Raw genomic sequence first — 14,442 nt, 5'->3', positions numbered from 1 at the left:
AGCCGGGGCTGCTTTTTTACCGCGGCCTGCGTATAGGCTCAGCGAATACCCTGCTTCCACCCCAGCTCGCTTCCTGCCTATGTCGACTTCGTTCCCACTCAGCCTCGCGCCCTTCGGGCGCACGCCCGAGGGCCAAGCCGTGGAGCTTTACACCCTGGGCGACCCGGCCGGGCCGCACGCCTGCATCAGCACCTACGGCGGCACCGTCACCCGCCTGCTGGTGCCCGATCAGCGCGGCCAGATGGGCGACGTGGTGCTGGGCTTCGACGCCCTCGACGACTACCTGAGCGAAGCCTACCGCCAGGCCAATCCCTACTTCGGCGCCCTCATCGGCCGCTACGCCAACCGCCTGGCGCGGGGCCGCTTCGCACTCGACGGCCAGCATTACCAATTGGCAACCAACAACGGTCCCAACCACCTGCACGGCGGCCACCGCGGGTTCGACCGCGTGGTGTGGCAGGCCGAGGCGCTGCCCGGCTCGGCTACCGAAGCCCGGCTGCGCCTGCGCTACCGCAGCCCCGATGGCGAAGAAGGCTACCCCGGCAACCTGCAGGTGGAAGTCACCTACCGCTTCGGCGCCGATTTGACGCTGCGCATCGAGTACCGCGCCAGCACCGACCGCACCACGCCGCTGAACCTGACCAACCACAGCTACTTCAATCTGGCGCCCGGCAGCCCCGACGTGCTGGGCCACGAGCTGCAGCTGCCCGCTGAACGCTACACCGTAGTCGACGACACGCTGATACCCACCGGGGAGTTACGCCCGGTGAACGGGACGCCCATGGATTTTCGCCGGCCGCACCCCATCGGCGCGCGCATCGGGCAGGTAGCGGGCGGCTACGACCACAACTGGGTGCTGCCCGACGAGCCGGGCCTGCGCCTGGCAGCCCGGGTGCAGGAGCCGGCTTCGGGCCGCCGGCTGGAGGTATACACCGATCAGCCGGGGGTGCAGTTTTACTCGGGCAACTTTCTCGACGGCAGTCTGCGGGGCAAGAATGGAGTCGTTTACGGCCGGCACACGGGCTTCTGCCTCGAAACCCAGCATTTCCCCGACTCGCCCAATCACCCGCAGTTTCCCGGCACCATTCTGCGGCCTGGCACCGAGTTCCACTCCGTCACCGAGTATCGATTCGGACTCATCCCGGGGCAGTAGCCGCGGAACCCCATTCGCAACCGGCCCCGCGCTACCCGGCGGCGCGGCCGCAACCTTCGGCCGCGCCGCCGGGTAGAACCGGTTTCAGCTTCACTACCCACAACCAACCCAAGCTTATGGCACAGCATAATCGCCACCGCGGCCCCGACCGCGACGACCGCGCTGACTTTTCGGGCCATTCTCGCCGCGAGCGGGACGATGACGACCACGGCGCTTCGGCCTCGCGCAATGCGCCCAACTCGCGACAGCGCCGCAACGAGTTCGGCGGGCAGTCGGACAACCGGCCGCGCGGCTACGAAGGCGACTTCCGCGGGGGACACGGCCGCGAGCAGGAGGCCGACAACTTCCGCGGCGGGGCCCGCTACTACGACTCGGTAGCCGATGAGCGGAGCCCGCGCTACGACCCGCGCTCCAACTACGACTACGACAACTCGCGCCGGGGCTACGCCAACTTCGGAATTGCCGGCCGCCCCGGCTCGGCCGCCCGCCGCCTCGACGACGATGACGCCGACCTGCTTCGCCGCCGCGAATCGGCCGCCGAGGCCGACCGCCGCTACCAGGAGTCGCGTGGCCGCTACGGCCGCCAGCGACGGGAAGACGAAGCAGACTACCGCCCCGAACGCGGGCAGTCCGGGCAGTGGATGGGGCGCTCCGCCGACGAGCCGCGCGGGGGCCGCTCCTACGATACCCGCGGCGGGCAGGAATCCTACGCTTCGTACTCCGACGGCCGCGGCGACGCCCGCCGCTACGACGAGAACGACCGCGACGCCCGGGACCACCGCCGCAGCCGGCGCGACGACGAGGACCGCCGCTACCAGGAGCCGCGCTACGACGGCAGCAACCGCGACGGGCGCCGTTCGGATTACGGGTACGGCAACGACTATTCCAGCAGCCTGTACCGCGACGAAGACCGCAACCGCACCAACCGCTACCGCGACGAGGACGACCGCCCCGATTACCGCGACTCCGGGCGGCGGCGCTAGTCCCGTCCATCGACTCCGTACATCTTCCGCCCGATCTGGCCCTGTGCCGGCATCGGGCGGATTTTTTTTGCGGCTTCGGTTGGCATTCAGGGCTATTTATCAGGCTACTATCACCCCGTCAGCCTTCCACTTCCGCCCAAAATGTCGCAACTTAAAGGAGGCACTTTGTTTCACACCTTGCCCCCTACCCCATGGAAACTCCGGAAGAAAAACAGGCCGCGGCCCTGGTTGACGCCTGGCTGGCCGCCCACCCCGACCGCATTGCCGAGCGGCGGCAGTTCCCCGACCACTTTGCCGGGTGGAAGCGCGCCGCCGTGGAGCGTTTGCTGCACGGCAACCCTTACGATGCGCCGCAGATCCTGGACCGCTTCGCTACCAAAGTAGAGGGCCCGGTGATGCACTAGCCCCGCCGTCGCCTGAAAGCCGCCCCAAAAAAACAGCTGTTCCGGGTTGCTGAGGCCCGATTTCAGCTTTATGGGGCGGCTCAACAGGCTGGCCGCCGGCACCTTTAAGCCGGACTTACGTACAAAGGCCTTGTTCTAGGGAAGCCACTGGCTTCTGATCCACAACCAACTCCTGCCTTTATGCTTAAGCCCCTGCTTTCGACCTTTGCCCTTGCCCTGCTGCTGGGCACCGCCGCTCAGGCCCAAACCAACCCGCAATCCACCCCGCCCACGCCCACCGGCAACCGCACTTCCGGCACCACCAACGCCCCCGTTGACCCCACCAGCGAAAAGGGCAGCCAGATCAGCGGCGCCACCGGCACCACGTCGGGTAGCCAGACCATCGACACCCCGCCCGCTACCACCAGCGGCGCGGCCAACTCCACCCCGCGCACGCCCACCGGCAACCGCACCGCCGGCACCACCGCCTACCCGGTAGACCCCACGAGCGAAAACTCGCCCAACCCCACCTACCGCGGCGACAAGAAAATGAAGAACAAGGCCACCAAGAGCAAAACCAAGTCGAACCCGTAACGGCTGTGCTCTTGCTCCCGTACCGGCTTCCGTACCCAGCGTGCGGGAGCCGGTATTTTTTGCCCCCTACCGGTACTGTCGAGCAGTAGACGCAGGCCGGCTTGCCGGCCGCAGGTAGCATTTTAGGGGTAAACTTGCAGCGGCGCCGGTTTCACTTCGCCCGCCGCCGCTGCCCGTGTCCCGCGTCCTGTACAGCATCGAGCGCATTATTGGTCCGAGCCCGGCCGAAATGGCGGCGCTGCAGGCCGTGCTCACCCCGCGCACCCTGCAAAAGGGTGAGATGTTTCTGCGCGAGGGCCAGGTCTGCGCCACGGTCGCCTTCATCGAGCAGGGCAGCGCCCGCCTGTACTACGCCGCCGACGGCCGCGAAATCAGCAAGGAGTTTTTGTTTGAAAACGCCCTGCTTGGTTCGTTCGCCAGCTTTTTTGCCCGGCAGCCCTCGTTGGTGAACGTGGCGGCCCTGGAAGAAACCGCGCTGCTGGAAATGCACTACCCCGACGTGCAGCAGCTCTGCGCCGAGCACCCGGCCTGGCAGCGGCTGGCCCTGCTGCTGATTCAGGACCAGGTGGTGCGGGCCGAGCGACGGGAGGCTTCGCTGCTGCGCGACGCGCCCGAGCAGCGCTTCCGCAACCTCATCGAGGAGCACCCCAAGGTGTTCAAGCGCGTGCCGCTGCAGTACATTGCCTCCTACCTGGGCATCACGCCCGAAACTCTGAGCCGCTACCGCAGCAAGCTGAAACCGTAGCCGCCGGGGTATCGGTTGCCCATCTCGCCCGCCCCAAGCCCCACCACCGTGATTATCCTCGAACGCCTGGCCGACGACGCCAATGAGGTCTACGCCGTTCTCAGCTACGAGCCCGCGCTGAACTATCTGCTGATGAAGTGGATCGGCTACTGCTCCGAAGACAAGGTGAAAGCCGGCTCGCTGCGCATGCTGGACTGGCAGCGCCGTGAGGGCCTGGCCCGCGGCTGCCGCGTGCACGTGCACCACACCAAGGAAATGGAAGGCGCCTGGGCCGGACTGGTCGAGTGGATTCACGGCGAGTTTTTCCCGCGCTGCTACGAGGCCGGTCTGCGCTACAACATCAGCGTACTCTCGCCCGACTTATTTACCAAGCTCTCGTCGGAGGCCTTGTTTCAGCGGCCCAACGCCCTGGTGCCCACCTTGCTCTGCGAAACCCTGCCCCAGGCCGAACGCTGGCTGAGCGAGAAATACCGCGAGCTGAACGGCGGCCGCTAGCGGCGGCCCGCCGGCTGCAGCTCGATGGTAAAGGCCGTGCGCGCCGGCTCGGGCCGGCTCACCAGGCTGAAGGCAAAGCCGTGCTGCAGCAGAATGTCGCGGATCATGGTCAGGCCGATGCCCTGCCCGTCGCGCTTGGTGCTGAAGAAGGGTGTGAACAGGCGCGACTGCACGTCGGCGGGAATGCCCGGGCCGTCGTTTTCGATGACAACCACCGGTGGCCGGGCCGTGGTGCGCACCCACACGTTGCCGTCGTGGTCGATGGCTTCGAGGGCATTTTTGCAGATGTTGAGCAGGGCCTGCTCCAGCTGCTGGGCGTCGAGGCTCACGAACAGCGGGCCGGGGGCCAGCTCCCAGTGCCAGCGAATGCCGCGCTTCTCGCTTTGCACCTGCAGCAGGCGGCAGGTCGAGCGCAGCAGCTCGTGCACGTCGGTGGGCCGGGGCGAGGGCTCGGGCAGGCGCACCAGGTTGGCAAAGTTGGCAATGAAGTTGGCCAGGTGCGTGCTGCGGTTCACCGACACCTCCAGCGCCTCGGTGAAGTCGGCGCGGTCGTCGTCGCGCAGCTGCGGGGCGTAGTGGTGGAAGCTCTGCAGAATGGAGTTGACGGCGCCGATGGAGTTGTTGATTTCGTGCGACATCATCCGGATCAGCTTTTCGTAGGCCTGCTTTTCCTGGCGAATCAGCTCCTGGGTGAGTTCCTCCAGCAAAATAAAGTAGCGGGTAAAGCCGCGGTCGAGGAAGTGGGAGGCGCTGGCCCGGTAGGTTTGCACGCCCGAGAGCTGTACCACCTGCGGCTGCCCCGGCTGCAAGGCGCCCAGCACGCGGCCCCACTCGCCGGGCAGCGCGGCCGGCGGCTGGCCCAGCAGCTGCGCGCCCGGCAGGTGCAGGTAGCGCTCGGCCGCCGGGTTCACGGCCTCGATGTGGCCGTCGAAGTTCAGCAGCAGAATGCCCGCGGGCGAGGCAGCAATGAGCCGCTCGAGCAGGAAGCTTTTCTCCTGCTGACTTATCCGCTCCTGCCGCAGCTCGTCGATCATGTGGTTGTAGGTGTCAATCAGCTGGTCCATTTCATCCTGCCCCACGGGCAAAAACTTCATGGTGAAGTCCCGGGCGCGAATGGCCTCGGTGCCGGCCGCAATCAGGTTGAGCGGGCGCACGAATCCCTGGTAGAGCTGCACGCTGAGCACGGCCGTGACGATGAGCAGCAGCTCGGTGGTCAGAAACAGCATCGTGTTGGCCGCGCGGAACTGCCAGGCCAGCGCGGCAATGGCCAGGTGCACGAACACGACGAACAGGATGTACTTGGTGCGAAGACTCATGCGGTGGCACTGGGCGTAGGGGCGCGTGACACGCGCCCGTCGTTGAACAGCCATTCCCGGCTAGCCGGACAACGAAAGCCGGAAGGTACAGCTCATCGCCGGGCCGCTGCAGCAACGGCAGCCGTACCCCGACGGGTGTGGGCAACAACGGTAACCGGCCCACGTGCGGGCGCGTGCCACGCGCCCCTACTCGGTGAACGGAATGTTGAACTTCTCGAGGCGGCGGTACAGGGCGCCGCGGCTCAGTCCCAGGGCCTTGGCCACGCGCGAGAGGTTGCCGGCGTAGAAGTCCACGGTTTTGCGAATCATCTGGGCTTCCAGCTCGTCCAGGGTCATCACGCCCACCGGCGGCAGCTCGCCCTCGGCGGCTTTCACCACCACGCGCTGGGTCTGGGCCTGGAAGTCCTCGGGGCCCAGCTCGTCCTTGCCGCTCACCAGCACGGCCCGCTCCACCAGGTTTTTCAGCTCCCGGATATTGCCCGGCAGTGGCTGCTCGCGCAGCCAGTGCAGGGCGCGGGTACCCACCTTCAGGGCCGGGCGGTTGTAGGTGCTGCGCAGGTTGCCCACGAAGTGGTTTACCAGCAGGGGCACGTCGTCGGGCCGCTCGCGCAGGGCGGGCAGGCGCACGGTTATCAGGTTGATGCGGTAGAACAGGTCTTCGCGGAAGCGGCCCTCGCGCACCATTTCGGCCAGGTTGCGGTTGGTGGCGCAAATCACCCGGATGTCGAGCGAGCGGCTGCGCGAGTCGCCCAGCACCTCGTAGGTGCGGTCCTGCAGCACGCGCAGCAGCTTCACCTGGCTGCCCAAATCCAGCTCGCCGATTTCGTCGAGGAAGATGGTGCCGCCGTTGGCCATTTCGAAGCGGCCCACGCGGTCGGTTTTGGCGTCGGTGAAGGCGCCGCGGCGGTGGCCGAACATCTCGCTCTCGAACAAGGAGGCCGAGATGCCGCCCAGGTTCACTTTCACGAACGGCGCCTTGCGGCGGTGCGAGTTCAGGTGCACGGCTTCGGCAATGAGCTCCTTGCCCGTGCCTGACTCGCCCTCAATCAGCACCGAGGCGTCGGTGGCGGCTACCTGGCCCACGCTGCGCAGCACCTGCAGCAGCTGCGCGTCCTGGCCCACGATGCGCTGGAAGTTGTACTGCCGGTCGAGCTGCCGGCGGGTGGGGTTCAGCTCGTCGTCCTGGTGGGCAGCCGAGGTTTCGGCCAGGCTGATGATGGTGCGAATGGTTTGCAGCAGCGAGTCGTTGTTCCAGGGCTTGGTTACGAACTCGGCGGCGCCGGCCTTCATGCCCTCCACGGCCAGCGTGATGGAGCCCCAGCCGGTGATGAGAATCACCGGCACCTGCGGGGCCACGGCCTTCACCTGCCCCAGCAGCTGCAGGCCGTCCTGCCCGGTGGTGTCGAGCGAGTAGTTCATGTCCATGAGCACCAGCTGCGGCGGCGTCTCGCGCACCACGCGCAGCGCGTCCTCGGGCGTGGCCGCGGCCTTGGTGGCGTAGCCGGCCTGCTTGAGCAGCAGCCCCAGCGAGGTGCGCACGGCTATATCGTCGTCGACAATGAGAATCATGAAAGTAGGATGAGTAACGAAGGACGGAATTTGGCGCCGAAGCCGCAACCACTCGCAGTCTGCTTCAGCAGCTTGCGTTAGCCGATCGGGCAACGGCGGGCGCCCGGGTGCCGGCGCGGAATCGGGCCGCTGCGGTTCGGGGTTGAACCGCGGCGGCCCGATGAGCCGGGGCCGGCTACTCCTCGCGCAGCGACACGGCGGGCTGCACGGCGGCGGCCATGCGACTGGGCTGGAAGGCGCACACGGCCGTGAGGGCGAAGATGAGGACCGTGGCCATGAGCATGGCCAGCAGGTACACCGGCGCGGCTACGTCGAATACGCCCAGCAGCGGAAACTGGGCTGCCAGCAGTCCTCCCAGCAGTACGCCCAGGGTCGTGACGACCAGCATCTCGCCCAGAAACTGGGCGCCAATGCCCGGCCCGGTAGCGCCCAGGGCGCGGCGCAGCCCGATTTCGGCCCGGCGCTGGCTGATGTTGTACCACAGCACCCCGAACAAGCCCAGCGCCACGTTGATGATCAGGAACACGCAGATGAGCCCCAGGGCGTACATGGGCGTGAGCACGAACTTGAGCTTTTCCTGGCGCAGCTTGCCGAGCGTATCCACGGTGGTAATCCAGGTTTTGGTCACGCCCTTGATTTCCTTGATGAGCTGCTGCTCGAGCACCGCGCCGCTGCCGGGCTGCACCCGGATGAGCAGCAGGGGCGACTCGGTGGGCCGGATGCGGCCCGAGCTATCCTGCAGCACGTGGCGCTCGAAGAAAGCCGGCGAGTCCTCGAAAAAGTCGCTGCCCGAGCGGTACTTGTCGATAACGCCCACCACCTGGTAGCGGCGGGTGGCCTTCTCGTCGGTTACCACCTTGCCCAGCGGGCTTTCCTGGCCGAACACGGCCTCGGCGAAGGCGCGGTTTACCACCATGGGCGGGTGGGTGCCGGCGTCGTCGCGGCGGTCGAACCAGCGGCCTTCCACCACGTCGAGGCGCAGGGTTTTGGCGAAGTCGTCGTCGGCCTCGTAGCGCTCCGACACGGGGCTGCGCTGCTGCTGGTACCACCGCTCGGTGTTCATGGTGCTGAACGAGAACGGCGAGTTGGGGCTGGAAGTCGTTACGCTAACCACGCCCGGCAAAGACTTCAGGCGCTGCATCAGCCGCTGCATGGTGGCGGTGCGGTCGGTGCTGTCCTGGCCGGGGTTGACCTGCACCTGCCACACGTTCTGGTAGTCGAAGCCCAGGGGCTGGCGGTAGTTGCGGTAGTTGTACACCAGCAGGCTGCACACCACGAACAGCACGAAGAACGACAGCACGATTTCGCCGATGAGCAGGAAGTTGGACCGCTTGCGGTTCCAGATGAGGGTGAACAGGTGGCGTATCATTTGCCGCTGCCCTTCAGGGCTTGTACAGGTTGGAGACGGGACATTTTAAAGGCCGGGTACACGCCCGAGAGCACGCCGAAGAACAGGGTCACCAGCAGGGCCCAGCCGAAGATGCGCAGGTTGAGGCCGAACTGCGCGTAGGCAATCAGCTCGGAGCCGCTCAGCAGCTGCAGGGCCACGTAGGCCAGCCCCAGCCCCAGCAAACCGCCGATGAGCGTCAGGAAGATGTTCTCGATCAGAAACTGCCCGATGAGGGTGAAGCCGGTGGCACCGAAGGCCTTGCGCACCCCGATTTCGGAGGAGCGCTCCATGATGCGGGCCACGTTGATGTTGACCAGATTCAGGGCCGGCAGCGTCATGAACAGCAGCGCCAGGCCGCCCAGAATGGTGGCAAACAAGGCCACGCCGTTGCTTTCGGGCCCGGCCAGGGGGCCCATCAGCTGGCGGGTATAGGAGGCCACCAGCGGATCGGCGTACACCTGCAGGCGCTTCATGGCGCGGGGGTCGGGCAGCGGCACGCGCTTCACCACCTGGCTGAACTCGGCCTGCACGGCGGGCACCTCGGCCTCGCTCTTGGCCAGCACAATGGCCAGGAAGCCGCCGTTCAGCCCCGGTTCGCGCAAATCGAACGAGCCGGTGGTGATGGGCACCCATACGTCGGAGTAGGAGTTGAAGCGCGAGGCCGCCACGTCGGCCACCACCCCGCTCACGCGGTAGCGGCGCTGGTCGACTTCGATGGTGCGCCCTACCACGCCGCGGGCCGCACCGAAGTAGCTTTTGGCGGTGCTTTCGTTGATGACGGCCACACGCTCGGCGCGGTCCACGTCGGCCACGCTGTAGGGCTTGCCCTCAAGGAAAGTGAAGTCGAGCACCTGCCAGAACGCGCCATCGGTGAACTTCAAATCCAGGTCGATCTTGCGGTTGCCCACGTAGGTGGGCGAGGAGTTGAACATGGTGCAGATGGTCACCGCCTCGGGCGTCTTGAGCGTGCGCACGTACTTGTCGAGGAAGCTGTAGCTGGGCAGCGTGTTCATGCGGCCCCCGTCCTTGTAGTATAGGTGAATGAAGTTGACGAACACGGTGCGGTTCAGCCGCTTTTCGGGGCCGTGGGGCCCTACGGAGTGGTCGAAGAAGGCCACCACCACCAGCAGCACCATCAGGGTGAAGGAAATGCCGAAGAGGCTGATGAAGGTGAAGAGCTTACGCCGCAGGAGCACCTTCCAGGCGATTTTCAGATAGCTAAGCAGCATGGCTACGGCTGTTGAGGGGAGAGAAGATTTAGAGCTTAGAACTGAGAGCGTAGAGAGAGTCCGGGGGACCTGACAACTGACAGCTGACAACTGGCAGCTAAATGGCCAGCACCGCGGGCGGGGCGGCCACCGCGCGCCGCTGCCCGGCCAGTTGGGCGCGCAGCTGGCGCCGGGCGGCCAGGCTCTGGCCGCTGGTGGCGGCGTACACGGCCAGCACCGCCTCCGCATCGGCGGGGCGCTGCCGGGCCTGCAGCGCGCGGCTCAACTGCTCGAACTCGGCCTGGCTGGCGTAGTAGCGGCTGGTATCGGTGTGCACCGAGGCGTAGTGCAGCACAGCGGCCTCGAGACCCTGCGAGGCCAGCAGTCGGCCCATTTCGCGGGCGGCCGAGCGTTTGGCCGGGGCTACGGCGCGCTGGCCGCTCAGGGCCTGCTGCATCACCGCGGCCGTGGCCAGGGCGCCGCGGGTTTCGGGCGTGTTGTCGAGCAGTATCACGATGCGGTCGGCGCTCAGGTCGAAACCCAGGTAGGCGAAGTAGCCCTGCTGGCTGGCCGCGTGCCAGGCCACGGTGTGGCCGGCGCGGCGGCCCGGCCCGGTGCCCAGAAACCAGCCCATTCCGAAGGTGGCCGGCCGGCCCGGCTGCCCGGCCTGGGCAAACGAGCCGTCCTGCAGCCGGGCCGGGGTGAAGAGCTCCTGCACCGAAGCCGGGGCCAGCAACTGCCCGCTGCGCAAACCCTGCACCCAGGCGTGCAGGTCATTGAGAGTAGAATAGATGCGCGACTCGGCCAGGTTGCCCTCCGCGTCGCGCCCGGCTGCCAGCACCCGGGTGTCGCGCATGTTCAGGGGCCCGAACACGGCCTGGCTCAGGTAATCGGCGAAGGCCAGCCCGCTCACGCGCTCCACCACTTTGCGCAGCAGCGCATCGTTGACGGCGGCGTAGGCCCAGCGGCTGCCCGGGGCGAAGGCCGCAGCGGGGCGCTGGTAGTACAGCTCGGCGGCCACGTCGTTGCCCGACTCACGCACGTCGACCTCGGGCAGGCCGGAGGTGTGGGTGAGCAGGTGGCGCAGCGTCACGCCGGGGTAGGGCAGGTTGGGCACGTACGCGCTCAGCGCGTCGTCGAGGCGCAACTCACCCTGGTCGCGCAAAGCCAGCACGGCGGCGGCCGTAAAGGTGGGCGCCAGGGCCGTCACGTCGAAGCGGGCATCGGCGCGCAGTTCCTGGCCCGCGGCTGCCTCGCGGGCAAAGCCGAAGGCCTGCTGGTACACCACCCGCCCCTTGTCGGCTACGAGGGCGGCTCCGCTGAACTCGCCGCGCTGGTTGAGCTGGCCCAGCGCCACGTTGATGGCCTGCACCGGCGTGGGAGTGGCCGCGGCCGGGCCGGCCGACTGCGCCTGCGGGCGGCCACAGGCGCCGGCCAGTAGCAGCAGGGCCCCGGCAACCAGCGAGCAAGCAGAGTGGAAAGTCGTTTTCATAGCGGTAGGGCGTTGGGTGGCTGGTTTTTCGTTTTTGGTTGTTGGTTTTTCGTTGCTCGTTTTTGGTTGTTCGGGGCCGGAAATTCCTGGCAACTCGCAACTGGCAACTGGCAACTCAACTAACCTGGCTGCCGTCGAAGAAGCGGATCAGGCGCTCGGTTTTGTGGGCCATGTTTTCGTCGTGGGTCACCATCACGATGGTGGTACCCTCGTGGCGGTGCAGGCCCAGCAGCAGGTCCATGATTTCCTCGCCCATCACCGAGTCGAGGTTGCCGGTAGGTTCGTCGGCCAGGATGATGCTAGGGTTGCCGGCCAGGGCGCGGGCAATGGCCACGCGCTGGCGCTGCCCACCCGAGAGCTGCGAGGGAAAGTGGCGGGTGCGGGCGTTGAGGCCCACCTTTTCCAGCGCCGCCTGGGCCAGCTGCCGCCGCTCCTTGCCCGACACGCCGGCGCGGTAGAGCAGGGGCAGCTCCACGTTGTCGAGCACCGAGAGGTCGTTGATGAGGTGGAAGCTCTGGAAGATGAAGCCGATCTTGTGGTTGCGCAGCCGGGCCAGCTCCTTGTCGGAGTAGCTGGTGACGGCGCGGCCGCCGATTTCGATGGTGCCGCCGGTGGGCTCGTCGAGCAGGCCCATGAGGCTCAGCAGCGTGGATTTGCCGCAGCCCGAGGGCCCCATCACCGACACGAATTCACCCTGGTTGATGGTCAGGTTCACCCGGTTCAGCGCCACGGTTTCGATGGTGTCGGTCTGGTACACCTTCTCGATGTCGACGAGGCGAATCATGGGCGTGTTTTTCAGCGAGGAAGCGGCCGGGGCGTCGGTCAGCGGGCGGGCCAGGGTGAGCGGGGTTTCCATAGGGTGAAGAGCGTTGAGAGGCGTTGCGGAAGAATCAGGCGGTGGTGTCCGTTTTTGCAGTGGTGGGCTACGGCCCCTGCTCTAGGTAGCCAAGCCGCGTGCCACAATTATAAGTTTTTGACAATCAGTTTTTTAATCAAAAACACACCACAAGAGCGTCCGAAAATATTGTCCGAAAACGGACACGGTGTTCGATAATGACCCGCGCGGCCGGACAGTCGCTGAGCCGACCGCGGCGGGCGTAAAAAAGCCGGGCCCGAATTGCTTCGGGCCCGGCGCCAGGATGCTCGCTCACTTACTGGCAGTGCCGCGGGCCGCTGCGGCCGTTGTTGTAGTCGTCGAGCAGGCCAACCAGCGTGCTGGTAGAACTGGTCGAGGCGCTCGGCTGCGGCGACGTGCGCAGGTCTTTGCCAATAAACATGTTGTCCGCCAGGGTAATGGAGGCCGCAATGGGCGTTGGGTCGGTGCCTTTGATGACGTTCAGCTTGGCGGCAATCAGCTGGTAGGCCAGGGCAATGAGCCCGTTGCTCCGTACCGGGGTCTTCAGAATGGTGATAAGCTCGGCTTTGGAGTAGGAGATACCGCCCAGGGTAAGCGAGCTGACCGGCCAGGCGTCGGGGTGGTTTTTCCAGTAGCCCTGGGTGCGGGTGCACTGCCCGCTGGGCGGCGTGGGCCGGCAGAAGCGCAGGTTGTCGATGCCGATGGAGCCCACCAGGCTCACCACAATGTAGCCCACGCCGGGCGTGTTGCCCAAACTCAGTACCTGCACGCCGTTGGGGCCGGTATCGGCAAAGCGGTACGGCAGACCAATCTGGGTGCCGCCCGTGGCGGGGTTGCTGGTGTAGAGCGTCACGAAGCCCGATTCGCCTTCGCCGTTGTAGGCAAACTCCACATCGATAGCCGTGAGCGAGGTGGCCGTGATGGTGCCGGTGCCCACGCCGCTGAAGTCAAAGGCAATGGTGCCGGGGGCCTCAAACTCCGAGAAGTCGTCGTCGTTGGGCTCCACGGCGGGGTTGGGATAGTCCTTGAAGTTGTGCAGCACCAGGATGTTGCCCAGCGGCACGGTGTTTTCGAAGCCCGGGTTGGGCTCGGTTTCGTTCTCGGCGTAGGGCGCGCCGGGGCTGCGCAAATCCAGGTCTTCGGTGGAAGAAACCGGCGCTGGGCTGCTGCGGAACACCACAGCCACGTCGGTGGGGTACGGCGCGCCCACGTAATGGGGATTGGTGCTGCTCACGTCCACCGAGGCCCCGCCGTCGCTGCTTACCTGCGTCAGCAAGGTACCGGGGGCGACGCCGTTGAAGCTGATGACATCTTCGGTGCACGCTACCACGTCCGAGCTGAGCGTGGTGGAGGGCGCCTCCAGGGGCGTAACATCGGTTTTCTGACAGCCGACAATCCAGAGGACGCCGGTGGTCAGGGCAATAAAGGTTGACTTGCGCATGGTTGAAGGGGTAAGGGTAAAAGCGTGCGGTGCAAACGGCAGGTATTACCACGGTGGAACCAGGCGACGGACAGCCTGAGCGGGGGAGCGGCAAGCGGAGGCTATTACTTAAAGGTAGCTTTAATATTCAGTATCTTATATTAAATATTGCTTTACATATAATGCCAATTCCACCATCGCCTGCCCGAGGTTCTTCCGGACTGCCGGTGAGCCCGCGGTGGATTTTCGCCGCACGGCTTGCTGCGCCGCAACCCTTACTTTTGTTTAGCCACCTTCGCCGCGGCGCCTCGCCCGGCGGTTTTTGCCTTGATTCAGTGCCCGGCCGGTGGCCCCGGCGCTGCGCCGCCGCATGCTACACCACATCATCTACATGAGCCGGGCTGTGCAGCCCCTCTCTGACCCGGAGCTGGCCGACCTGCTGCGGCAGTGCCGCCGCGACAACGCCCGCCTGCAGATTACGGGCATTCTGTTCTACAGCCACGGCGACATTGCCCAGCTCATCGAAGGACCGGCCGCCGAGCTGGAAGCCCTGTACCAGCGCATTGCCCGCGACGCGCGCCACTCCCACGTGCGCAAGCTGGTCGACAAGCCCGTTGCCGCCCGCAGCTTTCAGGACTGGTCCATGGCCTTCCACCGCCTCGAGCCCGGCGGCTTCGATGAGCTGGCCGGCTACCTCGAGCCCCGCCGCACCCCGCGCGCCCCGGCTACCCTCGACGCCCCCGATGCGCTGCTGCTTGACCTGGTGAAACAAGCCGTGCTGCAACCCCGGAGCTAGTTTCCGGCAGCTTTCACCCGCCGAACCATCCTTTCGATACCG

Annotated in this window: 14 protein-coding genes; 7 read left to right on the top strand and 7 right to left on the bottom strand. The window is 66.2% G+C overall.

The genetic code is table 11. The features are described from left to right. Positions 1-79 precede the first annotated feature (79 nt). The 6 genes from ACE191_RS16105 to ACE191_RS16080 all read left to right on the top strand — a co-directional run bounded on the left by ACE191_RS16105 (position 80) and on the right by ACE191_RS16080 (position 4,353). Complete coding sequence (locus ACE191_RS16105; RefSeq protein ID WP_400193265.1) at positions 80-1,153, top strand: aldose epimerase family protein; 1,074 nt, start codon at positions 80-82, stop codon at positions 1,151-1,153. 116 nt (positions 1,154-1,269) lie between these two features. After that, positions 1,270-2,136, top strand: coding sequence for a hypothetical protein (locus ACE191_RS16100; RefSeq protein WP_400193264.1), 867 nt, complete (start codon positions 1,270-1,272; stop codon positions 2,134-2,136). A 191-nt stretch (positions 2,137-2,327) separates the two neighbouring features. Continuing rightward, positions 2,328-2,540: a hypothetical protein gene (locus ACE191_RS16095; protein WP_400193263.1), complete on the top strand. Its 213-nt coding sequence runs from the start codon at positions 2,328-2,330 to the stop codon at positions 2,538-2,540. 180 nt (positions 2,541-2,720) lie between these two features. Continuing rightward, positions 2,721-3,113, top strand: coding sequence for a hypothetical protein (locus ACE191_RS16090; RefSeq protein ID WP_400193262.1), 393 nt, complete (start codon positions 2,721-2,723; stop codon positions 3,111-3,113). A gap of 175 nt (positions 3,114-3,288) precedes the next feature. Further along, on the top strand, positions 3,289-3,858 hold the full coding sequence (locus ACE191_RS16085; protein ID WP_400193261.1) for a Crp/Fnr family transcriptional regulator: 570 nt from the start codon (positions 3,289-3,291) through the stop codon (positions 3,856-3,858). Between the two features lie 48 nt (positions 3,859-3,906). Then, positions 3,907-4,353 carry a hypothetical protein gene (locus ACE191_RS16080; RefSeq protein WP_400193260.1) on the top strand — a complete coding sequence of 149 codons (447 nt, stop codon included), beginning with the start codon at positions 3,907-3,909 and terminating at the stop codon, positions 4,351-4,353. Here ACE191_RS16080 and ACE191_RS16075 read toward each other — a convergent pair. The 7 genes from ACE191_RS16075 to ACE191_RS16045 all read right to left on the bottom strand — a co-directional run bounded on the left by ACE191_RS16075 (position 4,350) and on the right by ACE191_RS16045 (position 13,625). Beyond that, positions 4,350-5,669: a sensor histidine kinase gene (locus ACE191_RS16075; protein WP_400193259.1), complete on the bottom strand. Its 1,320-nt coding sequence runs from the start codon at positions 5,667-5,669 to the stop codon at positions 4,350-4,352. The two genes, ACE191_RS16080 and ACE191_RS16075, sit on opposite strands and share 4 nt — an antisense overlap. A gap of 186 nt (positions 5,670-5,855) precedes the next feature. Next, positions 5,856-7,238 carry a sigma-54-dependent transcriptional regulator gene (locus ACE191_RS16070; protein ID WP_400193258.1) on the bottom strand — a complete coding sequence of 461 codons (1,383 nt, stop codon included), beginning with the start codon at positions 7,236-7,238 and terminating at the stop codon, positions 5,856-5,858. A gap of 175 nt (positions 7,239-7,413) precedes the next feature. Continuing rightward, a complete protein-coding gene (locus ACE191_RS16065) occupies positions 7,414-8,607 on the bottom strand; it encodes an ABC transporter permease (RefSeq protein ID WP_400193257.1) in 1,194 nt (397 codons plus the stop codon). After that, positions 8,604-9,857: an ABC transporter permease gene (locus ACE191_RS16060; RefSeq protein WP_400193256.1), complete on the bottom strand. Its 1,254-nt coding sequence runs from the start codon at positions 9,855-9,857 to the stop codon at positions 8,604-8,606. The genes ACE191_RS16065 and ACE191_RS16060 overlap by 4 nt, the downstream gene beginning before the upstream one ends. Positions 9,858-9,954: 97 nt before the next feature. Next, complete coding sequence (locus ACE191_RS16055; protein ID WP_400193255.1) at positions 9,955-11,328, bottom strand: serine hydrolase domain-containing protein; 1,374 nt, start codon at positions 11,326-11,328, stop codon at positions 9,955-9,957. A gap of 115 nt (positions 11,329-11,443) precedes the next feature. Further along, the gene (locus ACE191_RS16050) at positions 11,444-12,112 is read right to left on the bottom strand and encodes an ABC transporter ATP-binding protein (protein WP_400193420.1); all 669 of its coding nucleotides are present in this window, start codon (positions 12,110-12,112) and stop codon (positions 11,444-11,446) included. A gap of 367 nt (positions 12,113-12,479) precedes the next feature. Beyond that, a complete protein-coding gene (locus tag ACE191_RS16045; protein WP_400193254.1) occupies positions 12,480-13,625 on the bottom strand; it encodes a hypothetical protein in 1,146 nt (381 codons plus the stop codon). 349 nt (positions 13,626-13,974) lie between these two features. Between ACE191_RS16045 and ACE191_RS16040 the strand changes: the two genes are divergently transcribed. Continuing rightward, on the top strand, positions 13,975-14,400 hold the full coding sequence (locus ACE191_RS16040; protein WP_400193253.1) for a BLUF domain-containing protein: 426 nt from the start codon (positions 13,975-13,977) through the stop codon (positions 14,398-14,400). The last annotated feature ends 42 nt before the right edge of the window (positions 14,401-14,442 follow it).

It is taken from the genome of Hymenobacter sp. B81 (assembly GCF_044628455.1).
Taxonomy (GTDB): domain Bacteria; phylum Bacteroidota; class Bacteroidia; order Cytophagales; family Hymenobacteraceae; genus Solirubrum.
The sequence above is the reverse complement of the archived record's forward strand: the minus strand, read 5'-3'. Positions and strand labels throughout refer to the sequence as shown.